Below are 13,726 nucleotides of genomic sequence, written 5' to 3'. Positions count from 1 at the left end.
TCTATAAATGTCAGAACTATTATTACCACCAGAGCATCGCTATGCTAAAATAATAAAGGAACAGCTAAATGAAGACGGAAACGAGCTTTCTATCCTGAATTTAGGCCCTACTCACCCTGCTACTCACGGAATTTTCCAAAACATTCTGTTGATGGATGGGGAACGAATTTTAGATGCTGAACCAACCATTGGTTACATCCACCGTGCTTTTGAAAAAATTGCCGAAAATCGTCCGTTTTACCAAATTACTCCGCTTACTGACCGTATGAACTATTGCTCCTCTCCTATTAATAATATGGGATGGTGGATGACTTTAGAAAAATTATTAGGTATCGAAGTTCCTAAAAGAGCGCAATATTTACGTGTAATTGTAATGGAATTAGCCCGTATTACGGATCACTTGATTTGTAATTCGATTTTAGGTGTTGATACTGGTGCTTATACTGGTTTCCTTTATGTTTTTCAATTTAGAGAGAAAGTTTACGAAATCTACGAAGAAATTTGTGGTGCTCGTTTAACAACAAATATGGGAAGAATTGGTGGTTTTGAAAGAGACTGGTCTCCAGAAGCTTTTAGAAAACTGGATATTTTCTTAGAAGAATTCCCAGTAGCCTGGAAAGAATTCGAAAACTTATTCGAAAGAAACAGAATTTTTATTGACCGTACTGTTAATGTAGGAGCTATTTCGGCCGAAAAAGCAATGGCTTACGGTTTTACTGGTCCAAATTTACGTGCTGCAGGTATTGATTACGATGTTCGTGTTGCACAACCATATAGTTCATACGAAGATTTTGATTTCAAAGTTCCGGTAGGTAAATCAGGTGATACTTATGACCGTTTTTGTGTTCGTAATGCCGAAGTTTGGGAAAGTTTAAGTATCATTCGTCAGGCATTAGACAAAATGCCGGAAGGAAATGAATACCATGCTGAAGTTCCTGATTACTATTTGCCTCCAAAAGAAGATGTTTACAATAACATGGAGTCTTTAATTTATCACTTCAAAATTGTAATGGGAGAAGTTCCTGTTCCGGTTGCCGAAATCTACCATCCGGTAGAAGGAGGAAATGGAGAAATTGGTTTCTATTTAGTTACTGACGGAAGTAGAACACCATACAGACTTCACTTTAGAAGACCTTGTTTTATTTATTATCAGGCTTATCCAGAAATGATTAAAGGTGCATTGTTATCAGATGCAATTGTTATTTTATCAAGTTTAAATGTAATTGCTGGAGAATTAGACGCATAAATTATGGAACGTATACATTACAAACAAGAAATAAACATGACTGAAACATTGATGAACCGCATCAATGAATTGATTAGTCATTATCCTGAAGACAAAAGAAAATCAGCTTTGTTACCAGTTTTGCACGAAGTTCAGGATGCTCACGACAACTGGCTGAGTATCGAACTAATGGATAAGGTAGCCGATATTCTTGGAATTTTACCTATTGAAGTTTACGAAGTTGCTACTTTCTATACCATGTACAACCTAAAACCAATTGGGAAATACATGTTTGAATTTTGCCAAACTTCATGCTGCTGTCTAAACGGAGTAGAAGATTTGATGGATTACACCTGTGAGAAACTAGGTGTCGGCATTGGCGAAACTACTGCTGACGGACTTTTTGAAGTAAGAGGTGTAGAATGTTTAGGAGCTTGTGGTTACGCTCCAATGATGCAATTAGGAGATTTCTACAAAGAGCATTTGACCAGAGAAAAAATCGATCAGTTAATTGCTGATTGCCGAGATAATAAAATAATATTACACGATAAATAAGATGTCAAAGAAAATATTATTAGACAAAATCAACGTTCCGGGCATTAAAACCTACGAAGTGTATCGCCGAGAAGGTGGTTATGCATCTGTAGAAAAAGCCATAAAATCAATGACTCCTGATGAAGTGGTTGAGGAAGTAAAAAAATCAGGACTTCGTGGTCGTGGAGGTGCGGGTTTCCCTGCCGGAATGAAATGGAGTTTTATTGATAAAAAATCAGGTAAACCAAGACATTTGGTTTGCAATGCCGACGAATCAGAACCGGGAACTTTCAAAGACAGGTATTTGATGGAATTTATTCCTCATTTATTGATCGAAGGAATGATTACTTCCAGTTTTGCTTTGGGAGCAAACCGCTCGTATATCTACATTCGTGGAGAATACATGTGGGTTTTTAAAATATTAGAAAGAGCCATTGCCGAAGCAAAAGCAGCAGGCTGGTTAGGAAAAAATATCTTAGGTTCAGGTTACGATTTAGAATTACACGTTCACTGTGGTGCCGGAGCTTATATTTGTGGAGAAGAAACCGCTTTAATCGAATCATTAGAAGGTAAAAGAGGAAATCCACGTATCAAACCACCGTTCCCGGCTGTTTCCGGACTTTGGGCAAACCCTACAGTAGTAAATAACGTAGAAACTATTGCAGCAGTGCCGTGGATTGTAAACAATTCCGGTGATGATTATGCAAAAATAGGTATCGGAAGATCAACAGGAACTAAATTAATTTCAGCTTCAGGAAACATTAAAAACCCAGGAGTTTACGAAATCGAATTAGGTTTAAGTGTTGATGAATTCATGAATTCTGACGAATATTTAGGAGGAATGAGTTCAAACAGACCTTTGAAAGCTTTGGTTCCGGGAGGTTCATCTGTGCCGATTTTACCAGCTGATTTAATTTTCAAAACGGCTAATGGTGAAGATCGTTTAATGACTTACGAATCATTGAGCGACGGTGGATTTGCAACAGGTTCCATGTTAGGTTCAGGAGGGTTTATTGTTTATGACGACACTGCGTGTATTGTACGTAACACCTGGAATTTCTCCCGTTTCTATCACCATGAATCCTGCGGACAATGTACCCCTTGTCGTGAAGGAACAGGTTGGTTAGAAAAAGTATTACACAGAATCGAAAATGGTCACGGACGTGAAGAAGATATCGATTTATTGTGGAGTATTCAGTCTAAAATTGAAGGAAATACTATTTGTCCTCTTGGAGACGCGGCTTCATGGCCGGTAGCAGCAGCTATTCGTCATTTTAGAGATGAATTTGAATACCATGTTCGTTTCCCTGAAAGAATAAAAAACAGAGATCATTTTGTTAACGAGCCTTTTGAAAAAGTAAAACATTTGGCTAGTAAACAAACAGTATAAAAGTTGAAGGATGAAAGTTGAAAGTTGATGCTAAAGCCAAAGACTGACAACTACAAACCAACAATCAACAACTATAAAAATATGAAAGTAACAATAGACGGTCAAAGCATAGAAGTAGAACCAGGTACAACTATTCTACAAGCGGCACGTATGATAGGAGGAGAATCTGTTCCGCCTGCAATGTGTTATTATTCTAAACTAAAAGGTAGCGGTGGAAAATGCCGTTGTTGCTTAGTTGAAGTTTCCAAAGGAAGTGAAGCTGACCCAAGACCAATGCCGAAATTAATGGCATCTTGTGTAACAGGATGTATGGAAGGTATGGAAGTAAACAGTAAAAATTCAGACAGAGTTCGTGAAGCACGTCAATCAGTTACTGAATTTTTATTGATCAATCACCCGCTAGATTGTCCTATTTGTGATCAGGCAGGAGAATGTGATTTACAGGATTTAAGTTTTGAACACGGAAAATCAAAAACCCGTTTTATAGAAGAAAAAAGAACATTTGAACCTGAAGATATTGGTCCGAATATTCAATTGCACATGAACCGTTGTATTTTATGCCAACGCTGTGTGCAGGTGGCTGATCAATTGACTGACAAACGAGTTCACGGAGTTTTAGACCGTGGAGATCACGCTAATATTTCGACTTGTATTTCTAAAGCTATCGATAATGAATTCTCAGGAAATATGATCGATGTATGTCCTGTAGGAGCATTGACTGATAAAACATTCCGTTTTAAATCGAGAGTTTGGTTCAACAAACCTTTCAATGCGCACAGAGAATGTACTACTCCGGGATGCTGTGGAAAAACTACGGTATGGATGTTTGGAAATGAAATCCAACGTGTTACCGGTAGAAAAGATCAATACCACGAAGTAGAAGATTTTATTTGTAACGAATGCCGTTTTGACCATAAAGATCCAGCGGATTGGGTGATAGAAGGTCCTAGAAAATTTGATAAGGATTCGGTTATTAACCAAAATAATTATACCCGAAAATTAGATACAGTTCATATTGCAACCGAAGAAGGAATTCTAAAAGGAAGAGAGCAAGATCGTAAAAAGATTAGTATGACTGCTATCCCGTTAAAAAAAGAAGAGCAGGAAGAATTTAAAAATGGTAATCTATAAAAAATGGACAGTACAATTATTATAGAAAAAAGTGTTATCATTCTTGTTGTCTTTGCCATTACTATGGTTATGGCAATGTATTCTACACTGGCAGAAAGAAAAATTGCAGCCTGGTTACAAGACCGTGTAGGTCCTAACAGAGCTGGAAAAGGAGGTATTTTACAACCTCTTGCTGATGGTTTAAAATTATTTTCGAAAGAAGAATTTGAACCTGATACTCCTAATAGATTTTTGTTCTTTACAGGTCCGGCAATCGCAATGAGTACAGCCTTAATGACGAGTGCTGTAATTCCGTGGGGAGATAAATTTCATCTTTTTGGAAGAGATATTATCCTGCAAGCTTCAAATATTGACAATGCCTTGTTATATATTTTTGCTATTCTTTCTATTGGAGTTTACGGCATCATGATTGGTGGATGGGCATCAAACAATAAATTCTCTTTAATGGGAGCTGTTCGTGCAGGTTCTCAAATGGTTTCTTATGAAATTGCGATGGGATTATCTATGATTGCCTTATTGATGATGACAGGAACGTTGAGTTTAAGAGAAATTAGTTTGCAGCAGGAAGGAATGCAATGGAATGTTTTTTATCAACCGCTTTCGTTCTTAATCTTCTTGATTTGTTCATTTGCTGAAACTAACAGAACTCCTTTTGACTTAGCGGAATGTGAAAGTGAATTAATTGGAGGTTATCATACAGAATATTCTTCGATGAAAATGGGATTCTATTTATTTGCTGAATATGCGAGTATGTTTATCTCTTCTACTATTCTTGCGGTATTATTCTTTGGAGGATATAACTATCCAGGAATAAGCTGGGCTGTAGAAAACTGGGGAGTAAATATTGCAAACCTTATAGGAATAGGAGTTTTATTTGCAAAAATATGTTTCTTCATCTTTTTCTATATGTGGGTAAGATGGACTATTCCAAGATTTAGATACGATCAATTGATGAATTTAGGATGGAAAATATTAATTCCGTTATCGATTGTAAATATTATGATTACTGGAATTGTAATTTTAAGACACGAAATAGCAGTATTTTTAGGATTTTAAATAAGCAAAAAAGTAGCCTAGCCCTGATTGAAGCGGCATCCTTTAATTTTTTTCTTTAAAAAATTAAAGATAGAGCGGAAAGCAGGATTAGCTTCAAATAAAAAAATAAAATAAAGATGTCAATAGAAACCATATCCTTATCGGGAAGAAAAGTGCAAGTCTCTAATAAAGAGATGACTTTTTTAGAGCGTTTATACCTTGTTGCGATTGTAAAAGGATTACTTATTACATTGAAACACTTGTTTTCAAGAAAAGTTACAATTCAATATCCGGAACAAGTGCGTACAATGAGCCCGGTGTATCGCGGACAACACATGTTGAAACGTGATGAACAGGGAAGAGAAAACTGTACTGCCTGCGGTTTATGTGCATTGTCTTGTCCTGCAGAAGCCATCACTATGAAAGCTGCCGAACGTAAAGCAAATGAGAAACATTTATACCGTGAGGAAAAATATGCCGAAATATATGAGATTAATATGTTGCGTTGTATTTTTTGCGGATTGTGTGAAGAAGCTTGTCCTAAAGATGCTATTTATCTGACTACTTCAAAAGTATTAGTTCCTTCTAGTTATGAAAGAGAAGATTTTATTTTTGGAAAAGATAAATTAGTGATGCCTCTTGAAATGGCTATGAAAAATGCTCAACTTAATAACGCTAATTAAATGATACATATTCCTGATTTTGCACACGCATCGACTGTACAAATTATATTTTGTTTTCTGGCGTTTATTACATTGCTTACTGCTTTTCTAGCTATTTTTAGCCGAAATCCTATTCATAGTGCATTGTATCTTGTTATTAGTTTCTTTTCTATAGCGGGACATTATTTATTATTGAACTCACAGTTTCTAGCTATTGTTCACGTTATTGTTTACTCTGGAGCGATTATGATTTTGTTCCTGTTTACGATTATGTTGATGAATTTGAACAAACAAAATGAAGTTCATAAACCTCGTATTACAAGACTTGGAGCTATTGTTTCCTTCTGTTTAATTTGCATTGTTTTGATCATGATTTTCATCAATTCGAAACCTATCGAAGGAGAATACATTGCAACTGGTGAGGATTATCAATCAATAAATGTTTTGGGACGTGTTTTATTAAACGAATATATGGTTCCTTTTGAATTTGCTTCTATCTTGCTTTTAACAGCGATGATTGGCGTAGTATTATTGTCTAAAAAAGAAAAAACAGAGAAATAAAATGACTAATATTTTAAATGAAATAGGCATTGAGAACTATATTTTCCTTTCTGTAATACTTTTTTGTATTGGAGTATTTGGAGTTTTATACAGACGAAATGCTATTATCGTATTTATGTCTATCGAAATTATGTTAAATGCGGTAAACCTTTTATTTGTGGCATTTTCGACTTATCATCAGGATGCACAAGGTCAGGTTTTTGTATTTTTCTCTATGGCTGTAGCTGCTGCCGAAGTTGCGGTAGGTTTAGCGATTTTAGTATCTATTTTTAGAAATTTAGGTTCGATTGATATTAATAATTTAAAAAACTTAAAAGGATAAACAATAATGAATACGAATTTAGCTTTACTCTTATTATTAGCTCCTTTTTTAGGATTTTTATTTAATATCTTCTTTGGAAAACAGATTGGTAAATCAGCTTCCGGAATTATTGGAACATTAACTGTTGCTGTTTCATTTGTTGCTACTGTTGTTTTTTTCCTGCAAATAAACGAAAACAAAGAAGCCATTGAAATTGAATTATTCAATTGGATTCAAATTAGTAATTTCCGTGTGAATTTTGGTTTCCTTTTAGACCAATTATCCATTTTGTGGTTACTATTTGTAACAGGAATTGGTTCTTTAATTCACCTCTACTCTATCAGCTACATGCATGATGATGAGAATATGCACAAATTCTTTGCTTACCTGAATTTGTTCATCTTTTTCATGATTACTTTAGTTATAGGAAGCAACTTATTAGTACTATTCATCGGTTGGGAAGGCGTTGGACTTTGTTCTTACTTACTTATCGGATTTTGGCATAAAAACCAGGATTATAATGATGCAGCTAAAAAAGCTTTCATCATGAACAGAATAGGAGATTTAGGATTGTTGATCGGTATCTTTATCATCGGTTCTTTGTTCTCAACTTTAGATTACACTACTTTAAAAACGGCTATTGCAACATCAAGTAATTTAGACATTACAATGATTTCGATTGCTGCCTTTGCTCTATTCATTGGAGCTTGTGGTAAATCGGCACAAATTCCGTTGTACACTTGGTTGCCTGATGCGATGGCGGGACCAACACCGGTTTCGGCCTTGATTCACGCTGCAACTATGGTAACTGCTGGTATTTTCATGATTACAAGATTGAATTATGTATTTGATTTAGCTCCCGAAGTACAAAACATCATCGCTATTATTGGTGCTGTAACTTCTTTAGTTGCTGCAACAATTGCTTTGGTTCAAACGGATATCAAAAAAGTATTGGCTTATTCTACCGTTTCACAATTAGGATTAATGTTCTTAGCCTTAGGTTTTGGAGCTTATGAAATTGCGGTTTTTCATGTAATCACTCATGCTTTCTTTAAAGCTTGTTTGTTCTTAGGTTCAGGATCGGTAATTCATGCTTTGCACGGAGAACAGGATATGCGTAGAATGGGTGGATTGAAAAAAGTAATGGGAATCACTTTTATTACATTCTTGCTTTCGTCATTAGCCATTTCAGGAATTCCTCCTTTTTCAGGATTTTTCTCTAAAGATGAAATCTTAATGACAGCTTTTCATCATAATATAGTGCTTTGGGTTATTGCTTCGTTAGCTTCATTAATGACAGCCTTTTATATGTTCCGATTATTGTATTTGACTTTCTTTAAAGAATTCAGAGGAACTGAACACCAAAAATCGCATTTACACGAAAGTCCGGGATTAATTACTTTCCCGCTTATTGTATTGGCCATTTTAGCAACTATTGGTGGATTGATTAGTTTGCCAACAAATAGCTGGCTGAATCATTATTTAGCACCATTATTTTCGAAAGAAGCACACGAAGCTCATCATTTTGGAACTACAGAATATACATTAATGGCGATTGCTGTACTTGGTGGAATCATCGGGATTACAATTGCTTTTGTAAAATACATCAAGCAAAACCAAGTTCCTGCTGAAGATGCCGAAATTACCGGTTTTTCAAAAGTGCTTTACAATAAATATTATGTAGATGAAATTTACGATGCCGTTTTTGTCAAATCAATCAATGGCTTGTCAAGATTCTTTAGAGATTATGTAGAAACTTCTCTTTCTGCGGCAGTATTTGGATTAGGAAAAGTAACCAACGAATTAAGTTATCAAGGAAAGAAATTACAAACAGGAAGTATTGGTTTTTACTTGTTTGTGTTTGTTTTAGGACTTAGTGCCATATTAACTTATTTATTTTTAGCTCAATAATTTTATATCATGAACGTATCACTACTATTAATTATACTACTTGTTGGCGCATTTACTACTTATTTTGCTGGCGATAAACTGGCTTCAAAAGTGGCATTATTATTCAGTTTAGTTGCTTTAGGACTATCAATTGCTTTATTAAACGCATATAATGCAGGAGAAAACGTTAATTTTTTCAAATATTGGATTAACAAACCTACCGTAGTATATTCATTAACTGCCGATGGATTATCATTAATCATGTTGTTATTAACGACAGCCTTGACGCCTTTGATTATCTATTCATCTTTTGGTAACGAATACAAAAATGCTAAATCATTTTATGCTTTGATTTTGTTTATGACATTTGCTATGTCAGGAACATTCTTAGCATCAGATGGACTTTTATATTATATCTTCTGGGAATTGGCTTTAATTCCTATTTATTTCATTGCTTTAATTTGGGGTAATGGCGATACAGAAGAACGCAAAAAAGCAGTAGTTAAATTCTTTATTTACACGCTTGCCGGATCTTTATTCATGCTAATCGCTTTTGTTTATTTGTACCAAAAAACAGGCAGTTTCTTAATTCAGGATTTATACAAAATCGAGTTAACTCAAACGGAGCAATTCTGGATATTCTGGGCATTCTTTTTAGCTTATGCTATTAAAATCCCAGTTATTCCTTTCCATACTTGGCAGGCAAAGGTATATCAAAAAGCACCAACTGTTGGAACCATGCTTTTATCTGGTATCATGTTAAAAATGGGATTGTATAGTGTATTGCGTTGGCAAATACCAATTACTCCGGTTGCATCAAGAACTTATTTACCAATATTAATCGGTCTTGGAATTGCAGGTGTAATCTATGGTTCAATTGTAGCTTTAAGACAAAAAGATTTGAAAAAATTACTGGCTTATTCTTCATTGGCACACGTTGGATTAATCGCAGCAGGATGCTATACTTTAAATATTGACGGATTGCGTGGAGCAGTTTTACAAATGCTGTCGCACGGTTTTGTAGTAGTGGGATTGTTCTTTGCTGCCGAAATCATTCACAGAAGATTTGACACCAGAGAAATTGCTAACATGGGAGGCATTCGCACACAAGCTCCAAAATTTGCTTCATTATTTATGATATTAGTTTTGGCATCGGTAGCGTTGCCTACTACATTTAACTTTGTTGGAGAATTCACCGTTTTATATAGTTTGTATCAAATCAATGTTTGGTTTGCCGTATTAGGTGGAACAACTATTATATTAGGAGCTTATTATATGTTGAAAATGTATCAACAAGTAATGCTGGGAGAAACAAACAAAAAAGTATTTGCTGATGTTACTTTGCATGAAACTATAGTATTAGTTCTTATTATTGCCGTTATTTTCTTTTTTGGATTGTATCCAAGACCAATTAACGAATTAATCAATCCAAGTTTGGATCAAATTTTAAGAACTGTAAACCGAATTCAATAATAGTATAAAATTAAATTCAACTTATAGATTTAAGTGTTTTTAGCATCTAAAAAATTCGAAATCACTGAATCCTGAATCACAAAATAAAATATGAATACATTAATAGCAATAATAGGATTAGGTATTTTATGCCTTTTATTTGAAATTTTTGATGCTAGAAAAGCCATCATTCCAATAGTTGTTATTGGTTTGTTAGCCGTACTTGGATTAGATATTTCTGAATACAATGCTGCTCCTACTTATCATTACAACAATATGATTGTTGTGAGTAAATTTTCTTCAGCATTTTCAGGCTTGTTTATCATATTAACGATTTTCTTAGTGAGTTTAGGAAATAAATTCTACGAAAATCATTCAACAAAAATCTCCGATTTTATTGCCATAAAAATATTTTTATTAGCCGGAGCTGTAGCGATGGTTTCTTTTGGAAACTTAGCGATGTTCTTTTTAGGAATCGAAGTATTATCTATTGCATTATACGTTTTGGCGTCAAGCAACCGTTTGAGCATTAAAAGCAACGAAGCCGGATTAAAATATTTCCTGATGGGTTCTTTTGCCTCTGGAATTATCTTATTTGGAATTTGCTTAATTTACGGAGCAATGGGAAGTTTTGACATTGTTGAAATTAGCGAATTATCTCGTTCAGCCGAATTACCTGTTTGGTTTCCTATTGGTATTGTGCTGCTTTTTATTGGAATGTTATTCAAAATTGCCGCTGTACCTTTCCACTTTTGGGCACCAGACGTATACGAAGGTTCGCCTGCTTTAACAACTGCAGTTATGAGTACTCTGGCTAAAGTTGTTGCTATCGCGACTTTATACAAGTTAGTTAAAACCATGAATGCCGATATTTCTCCTGCATTTCAATTGATCATCGTGATTGTATCTATTGCCTCAATGACTGTTGGAAATATTATGGCTTTACGCCAAATCAACGTAAAACGTATGCTGGCTTTTTCCGGTATTTCTCATGCCGGTTTTATGTTGATGACGTTGTTAAGTACAGCAAAATCTTCCGGAACATTATTGTATTATACATCGGCTTATGCCTTAGCCGGAATCGCAGCTTTTGCAGTAATACTATATGTTTGCAAAACCAGAGAAAATGAAGACATTACTAATTTTCACGGTTTAGGAAAAAACAATCCTTTAATGGCGGCTATCTTAACTGCTTCGTTATTGTCTATGGCGGGAATTCCAATTTTTGGAGGTTTCTTTGCTAAATTGTTTTTATTCTCTCAAACTATCGAATCTGAATTTGTTGTATTAGTTGTAATTGCAGTAATCAATTCGATTATAAGTGTGGGTTACTATTTCAAATTAATCCTTGCAATGTATACTAAAGAGCCTAATGAAGCTAAAATTCCAACTCCAGCAGTTTATTATGCTGTTGCTGTAATTGCAATTGTTTTAAATATTGCTTTAGGTATTTTCCCATCCTTTGTATTAGATCTTTTATAACAAACTTTACACACATTATACGAAAACCATCAAGAGAAATCCTGATGGTTTTTTGTTTTAATCCACTTATTGCCAACTCATTCTTTCTTAATAAAAACATAAGAGTAGAATAATTTTACTGATTTATAATTACATTTGTATATACAAACATAATCACTCTTTAAAAAAATAAAGATGGAAAATAAACTTAAAATACAAATTTGGTCGGACATTATGTGTCCGTTTTGTTATATCGGAAAAAGAAGATTAGAAGATGCCATCACGCAATTTGGTCATCAGGATGCTATCGAAATTGAATGGAAAAGCTTCCAGTTAGATCCTAATTTCATTGCTTCAGAAGATGATAATTTAGTCGATCATCTTGCCGAAAAATATAGAAAAGATAAAGACTGGGCGATTGAAATGTTAGAAAACATGACTCAAAATGCCGCTAATTCAGGATTAGAATTTCATTTTGAAAAATCGATTATGGCTAATTCACTAAATGCACATCGTTTATTGCATTTGGCAAAGCAAAATCAGCTTGGATCAGAACTGAAAGAATTACTTTTTAAAGCTTATTTTACAGACGGAGAAGATGTAAATGATAAAGCTACCTTACAACGATTAGGAACTGAGCTTGGTCTTGATGCTAATAAAGTAGAAGAAGTGTTGAACTCTAATGCTTTTACAAAAGAAGTAGAAGAAGACATTTTAATGGCTCAAAAAATAGGTGTTCAGGGTGTGCCGTTTTTTGTTTTCGATAATAAATATGCTATTTCGGGAGCGCAACATGTAGAGACATTTACAAAAACCTTAGAAAAAGTTTGGGAAGAAGGACAATTCGAATCTAAAATTACTATCTTGAACGCTACTTCAGAAGATAGCTGTGGTATTGATGGTTGTAATTAATTCAAATAATAATGAGTGCTTTAGATAAAGAAAATAAAATTATTCGTTGGGGAATTATAGGTTGTGGCGATGTAACCGAAAAGAAAAGCGGTCCTGCTTATCAAAAAACCACAGGATTTGAAATTGTCGCTGTGATGCGAAGAGATGCCGAAAAAGCAGCAGATTATGCTAAGAGACATGGAATACAAAAATTCTACTCCGATGCTGATGCCTTAATTAATGATCCTGATGTTGATGCCGTTTATATAGCTACTCCACCCGATTCTCATAAACTATACGGATTAAAAGTTGCTGAAGCTGGTAAGATATGTTGTATCGAAAAACCATTGGCTCCAAGTTATGAAGACAGTAAAGCTATTTATGAAGCTTTTGAAAGTAGAAACATTCCACTTTTCACCGCATACTATAGACGTTCTTTACCAAGATTCAAACAAGTTAAAAAATGGCTTGAAGCCAATAGCATTGGAGAAATCCGCCATATCAACTGGCATTTAAGTAAACCTGCTTCTCAACAGGATTTATCAGGCTTGTACAATTGGCGTACCGATGCTAAAGTGGCTAAAGGAGGCTATTTTGATGATTTAGCCAGTCATGGATTAGATTTGTTCAATTATCTATTAGGAGACATCAAAGAAGTATCAGGAATTAGTAATAATCAGCAAAACTTATATTCAGCTAAGGATGCGCTTGTAGCCTGCTGGATTCACGAAAACGGAATTACAGGAACAGGAAGTTGGAATTTTGGTACTGCTAACCGTGAAGACAAAGTAATCATTTACGGAAGCCAGGGAACTATTCAATTTTCTATTTTTGATGAAAATCCAATAGAACTTGTCAACGAAAATGGGCCAATTAGCTTAACAATTGAACATCCGGAAAATGTACAGTTAAACCATGTTGGTGAAATGAAAGAGCAACTATTCGGTACTGGAAATCATCCTTCAGACGGAAAAACAGCAACTCATACCAGTTGGGTCATGGATCGAATTATGGGTGTGATATAAAAACAAAAAAAAGCTTCAGAACCACCTGAAGCTTTTTTTATTAACTACACAAACTAATTAATTACTAACAAATAGCAAAATTTCTAACCACAGAGTTAATATCATAATTCGTGCCAAAAATCAATATTGATTTAAATAATTGAAAAATATTTTTCATCCTCACGAATT

13 protein-coding genes are annotated in these 13,726 nt (G+C 34.6%); all 13 read left to right on the top strand.

Features of this window, described 5'->3' with window-relative positions:
• Nucleotides 1-7: 7 nt before the first annotated feature.
• The 13 genes from FEM21_RS00745 to FEM21_RS00685 all read left to right on the top strand — a co-directional run bounded on the left by FEM21_RS00745 (nucleotide 8) and on the right by FEM21_RS00685 (nucleotide 13,558).
• Nucleotides 8-1,246, top strand: a complete 1,239-nt coding sequence (locus FEM21_RS00745) for an NADH-quinone oxidoreductase subunit D (protein ID WP_035656731.1) — start codon at nucleotides 8-10, stop codon at nucleotides 1,244-1,246.
• A gap of 3 nt (nucleotides 1,247-1,249) precedes the next feature.
• Complete coding sequence (locus tag FEM21_RS00740) at nucleotides 1,250-1,780, top strand: complex I 24 kDa subunit family protein (protein ID WP_035656729.1); 531 nt, start codon at nucleotides 1,250-1,252, stop codon at nucleotides 1,778-1,780.
• Nucleotide 1,781: 1 nt separating this feature from the next.
• Nucleotides 1,782-3,149 (top strand): NADH-quinone oxidoreductase subunit NuoF, encoded by a 1,368-nt coding sequence (gene nuoF / locus FEM21_RS00735; protein WP_035656727.1) that lies wholly within the window; start codon nucleotides 1,782-1,784, stop codon nucleotides 3,147-3,149.
• Nucleotides 3,150-3,230: 81 nt separating this feature from the next.
• Nucleotides 3,231-4,280 (top strand): 2Fe-2S iron-sulfur cluster-binding protein, encoded by a 1,050-nt coding sequence (locus FEM21_RS00730; protein WP_035657086.1) that lies wholly within the window; start codon nucleotides 3,231-3,233, stop codon nucleotides 4,278-4,280.
• Nucleotides 4,281-4,283: 3 nt separating this feature from the next.
• Nucleotides 4,284-5,336, top strand: coding sequence for an NADH-quinone oxidoreductase subunit NuoH (gene nuoH, locus FEM21_RS00725; protein WP_035656725.1), 1,053 nt, complete (start codon nucleotides 4,284-4,286; stop codon nucleotides 5,334-5,336).
• A gap of 116 nt (nucleotides 5,337-5,452) precedes the next feature.
• The gene (locus tag FEM21_RS00720; RefSeq protein WP_035656723.1) at nucleotides 5,453-5,998 is read left to right on the top strand and encodes a NuoI/complex I 23 kDa subunit family protein; all 546 of its coding nucleotides are present in this window, start codon (nucleotides 5,453-5,455) and stop codon (nucleotides 5,996-5,998) included.
• A complete protein-coding gene (locus FEM21_RS00715; protein ID WP_035656721.1) occupies nucleotides 5,999-6,538 on the top strand; it encodes an NADH-quinone oxidoreductase subunit J family protein in 540 nt (179 codons plus the stop codon). It abuts the gene before it with no gap.
• A 1-nt stretch (nucleotide 6,539) separates the two neighbouring features.
• Entirely contained in the window at nucleotides 6,540-6,860 is a 321-nt protein-coding gene (nuoK, locus tag FEM21_RS00710; RefSeq protein WP_026712543.1) for an NADH-quinone oxidoreductase subunit NuoK, read from the top strand.
• A 6-nt stretch (nucleotides 6,861-6,866) separates the two neighbouring features.
• The gene (gene nuoL / locus FEM21_RS00705) at nucleotides 6,867-8,750 is read left to right on the top strand and encodes an NADH-quinone oxidoreductase subunit L (protein ID WP_035656720.1); all 1,884 of its coding nucleotides are present in this window, start codon (nucleotides 6,867-6,869) and stop codon (nucleotides 8,748-8,750) included.
• 9 nt (nucleotides 8,751-8,759) lie between these two features.
• Nucleotides 8,760-10,202 (top strand): complex I subunit 4 family protein, encoded by a 1,443-nt coding sequence (locus FEM21_RS00700; protein ID WP_035656718.1) that lies wholly within the window; start codon nucleotides 8,760-8,762, stop codon nucleotides 10,200-10,202.
• 90 nt (nucleotides 10,203-10,292) lie between these two features.
• A complete protein-coding gene (locus FEM21_RS00695) occupies nucleotides 10,293-11,663 on the top strand; it encodes an NADH-quinone oxidoreductase subunit N (RefSeq protein WP_035656716.1) in 1,371 nt (456 codons plus the stop codon).
• Between the two features lie 174 nt (nucleotides 11,664-11,837).
• Nucleotides 11,838-12,554: a DsbA family oxidoreductase gene (locus tag FEM21_RS00690; RefSeq protein WP_035656715.1), complete on the top strand. Its 717-nt coding sequence runs from the start codon at nucleotides 11,838-11,840 to the stop codon at nucleotides 12,552-12,554.
• 11 nt (nucleotides 12,555-12,565) lie between these two features.
• Nucleotides 12,566-13,558: a Gfo/Idh/MocA family protein gene (locus FEM21_RS00685; protein ID WP_035656713.1), complete on the top strand. Its 993-nt coding sequence runs from the start codon at nucleotides 12,566-12,568 to the stop codon at nucleotides 13,556-13,558.
• The last annotated feature ends 168 nt before the right edge of the window (nucleotides 13,559-13,726 follow it).

This window comes from Flavobacterium seoulense (assembly GCF_000695795.1).
GTDB lineage: Bacteria > Bacteroidota > Bacteroidia > Flavobacteriales > Flavobacteriaceae > Flavobacterium > Flavobacterium seoulense.
Note: the sequence above shows the minus strand (reverse complement) of the source record. Positions and strands in the feature narration are given on the sequence as shown.

What these genes read in the sequence shown, in the direction of transcription:
- FEM21_RS00745 (WP_035656731.1), top strand. Translation starts at nt 8, where the DNA reads ATGTCAGAACTATTATTACCACCAGAGCATCGCTATGCTAAAATAATA.
- FEM21_RS00740 (WP_035656729.1), top strand. Translation starts at nt 1,250, where the DNA reads ATGGAACGTATACATTACAAACAAGAAATAAACATGACTGAAACATTG.
- nuoF (WP_035656727.1), top strand. Translation starts at nt 1,782, where the DNA reads ATGTCAAAGAAAATATTATTAGACAAAATCAACGTTCCGGGCATTAAA.
- FEM21_RS00730 (WP_035657086.1), top strand. Translation starts at nt 3,231, where the DNA reads ATGAAAGTAACAATAGACGGTCAAAGCATAGAAGTAGAACCAGGTACA.
- nuoH (WP_035656725.1), top strand. Translation starts at nt 4,284, where the DNA reads ATGGACAGTACAATTATTATAGAAAAAAGTGTTATCATTCTTGTTGTC.
- FEM21_RS00720 (WP_035656723.1), top strand. Translation starts at nt 5,453, where the DNA reads ATGTCAATAGAAACCATATCCTTATCGGGAAGAAAAGTGCAAGTCTCT.
- FEM21_RS00715 (WP_035656721.1), top strand. Translation starts at nt 5,999, where the DNA reads ATGATACATATTCCTGATTTTGCACACGCATCGACTGTACAAATTATA.
- nuoK (WP_026712543.1), top strand. Translation starts at nt 6,540, where the DNA reads ATGACTAATATTTTAAATGAAATAGGCATTGAGAACTATATTTTCCTT.
- nuoL (WP_035656720.1), top strand. Translation starts at nt 6,867, where the DNA reads ATGAATACGAATTTAGCTTTACTCTTATTATTAGCTCCTTTTTTAGGA.
- FEM21_RS00700 (WP_035656718.1), top strand. Translation starts at nt 8,760, where the DNA reads ATGAACGTATCACTACTATTAATTATACTACTTGTTGGCGCATTTACT.
- FEM21_RS00695 (WP_035656716.1), top strand. Translation starts at nt 10,293, where the DNA reads ATGAATACATTAATAGCAATAATAGGATTAGGTATTTTATGCCTTTTA.
- FEM21_RS00690 (WP_035656715.1), top strand. Translation starts at nt 11,838, where the DNA reads ATGGAAAATAAACTTAAAATACAAATTTGGTCGGACATTATGTGTCCG.
- FEM21_RS00685 (WP_035656713.1), top strand. Translation starts at nt 12,566, where the DNA reads ATGAGTGCTTTAGATAAAGAAAATAAAATTATTCGTTGGGGAATTATA.